The sequence below is a fragment of the Hydrogenophaga sp. genome (assembly GCF_030656115.1).
Classification (GTDB): domain Bacteria; phylum Pseudomonadota; class Gammaproteobacteria; order Burkholderiales; family Burkholderiaceae_C; genus Hydrogenophaga.
This window is the reverse complement of the sequence record NZ_JAUSOO010000067.1, coordinates 1-2,334: the sequence shown is the minus strand read 5'-3', so window position 1 is coordinate 2,334 and position 2,334 is coordinate 1. Positions and strand designations below refer to the sequence as shown.

Annotated in this window: 1 protein-coding gene; it reads right to left on the bottom strand. The window is 57.6% G+C overall.

The window, feature by feature from the left end; translation table 11 throughout:
• The coding region (locus Q7J58_RS09610; protein ID WP_304826786.1) for a polymorphic toxin-type HINT domain-containing protein at positions 1-2,328 on the bottom strand (2,328 nt) is incomplete at its 3' end.
• Between the last annotated feature and the right edge of the window lie 6 nt (positions 2,329-2,334).

Here is a 2,334-nt window from a genome sequence, read left to right as displayed (position 1 = left end):
GTCCTCGTCTTCATGGTCCAAGCCCAGCACATGGCCGATTTCGTGGATGAGCACGGTCAGCAGGTCGAGCTGGCCGTCGGCCCCCAAACCGCGCATGGCTTGCAAGGTGGTGTTGTCACCCAAGGGCGAGAACTCTTCCGAGAGCAGCGGCGTGGGGTCGATGAACCAGCCCCAGCCTGCACCGTTGGCGGACAAGGTGATGTTGCGCCCCAGGGTTTGCCCCGCCACACCGGCGGGTAGCTCGCCTACGGAGACATGGGTACTGTCCAGGATGGTGGCGTGGGCTCCCGCATTCAGCCAGTGTTGTTTGGCGGCGGTGAGAATGGTTTGCAGGTCGGCGTGGGTCAGCGAATGGGTGACCGAGCCATCGCCGGGCGCCTGGGTCTGCAGGTAGGTGGCGCTTGCATCGAAGTCTGGCGAGTACTGCCTGATGATCACTTCCTCGCCCGCTTTGGGTGGGCCACTCAGGCGTTGTGTGGAAATGCCATCGCTCGTGATCGTGACGCGGCCATAAACGTAGGGATTTTTTCCGTTGACGGGGAAATCGGTGCGGCTGATGCCACCCTTCTCATCAATGATGATCAGGGTTCTCAGGGTTTCGATCGGGCCTTTGACATCAGTCATCACGCCGTTTTTCTCGAACGGTGCTGATTCTTTGCCTCGAACCACATCCAGCAGGCTCTTCATCGTGATGCTGGGGTGTGCCTCGCGCAAGTCGACCACGACCACCGACGATTGCCTTTCGCTTTTGCCGAAGATGGAGTCGAAGGTCTTGCCGAGCGAACCGTTCAATTGCGGCTGGTAAATATCAGCCACCACGCCGTTGAGGTCGGGGTAGCGGGTGGAGTTCAATACGCCGTCGGGGTAGCTGGTTTTGCCGGGTTGTATGTCTGTCCTACCGAGATCGTTCTTGTACTTGCCGCCGGAACTCAAAACTGCCCCTTCCTCAGGCAGCATGGTCATCTGGATGCCCGCCGCACTCAGTGCCTTACGCGGTTGAATTTCTTGTAGGGCTGTCTTGGTTCCAGTCAACTCGCGGTTGACGTCCTTCAGCTCCTGAATCTCGGCAGGGGTTTTGGTGGTGATGGCATTCAGCTCAGCTTTGCGTTGTTCCAGCTCGGCTTTGCGTTGAATCAATGCTGCTTCGCCCTTGTGCTGAGGCGTCCATTGCGGTTTGGGGTCAGGCACCGCATTGGCATTCAGGCGGTCGAATTTCAGTGGGCTCTTGTTGTGAACCCAAATGCCTGGAGATGCGACGAAGTAGGTGTGGAAATCTTCCACTTCCAGGTTGTAGACCTCCGTACCGCTGTTATTCAGGCTCACATGCTTCACGGTGGCTTTGATGCCGTCGTAGGTGAGCATTTCGTCACCCGGTTTCAAGTCTTCAACTTTTGTCCAGCCCTTGCCTTGAACCCAGAACGGATGGTTGGCCGTGGTGGTGATGCCAGGGGGGTTGCTGGTCGGATACTTTTCGTAGAACTCAGGCCCGCATTCAAACGAAATATCGCTACTTGTCCTCCATCCATGTGTAAACACCTTGGTCACTTGTTTGTAAGCCATCTCACCCGTGAGTTCGCAGCGTGACAAGACGGTATCGCCGACTTCGACGCGTTCGATGTAAAGCATATTGGTAGAGACCCCGCCGTTGAAGTTATCTGTCCAAGGCTCTACGACCACCAACGTATCCCCACTGAAACACTCCCCTTCAATAGTGGCTTTTTCAAACACCGCATCCACAGCGCCTTCCGGGCCGCAAGAGTTGTGCACCCATACCGCAGAATTACCCACGTAATAAGTGTGGAACTCGTCCACACTGAAGTTGTAGACCGGGGTCAATAAGGGCTCGCCCAGTTCCAGCGTGCCCAGCCCATCGGTCTGGGCCGGGTCCAGCAAGCGTAGGTTCTTGGGGTCGCTCAAATCCAGCACCATGCCCGCACCCACCCGGTCGTCGGCCGCAAAACCAATATGTGCATGCTGGGTGTGGCGGATGAGGCCGTTGGCATAGACGGTGGCATACCGGGTGGCTACCAGGCCAGGCGCGATGTGCTCACCTGCGTTAGCCCCTGCACCAACGCCCGCAATTTGCAGCACCATCCCCGGCGCCAGATGTTCCGCCGCCAGCCAGTGCTGATCATGGACCAACCGTTCTTGTACCCAGAACGGGTGGTTGGGGGTGGTGATCAGGGTGGTGAGTTCGTCGCTGCCTTCCACCTTGACTTGCACCGCATGCACTTGTTGGTCCAGGTGGGCCACGGTGTTGATCACGGGCTTGTAAGCGATTTTTCCACCGTTCTCGGGTTGTGACAGGACTTTGGTGCCTACACGCACTTTCTC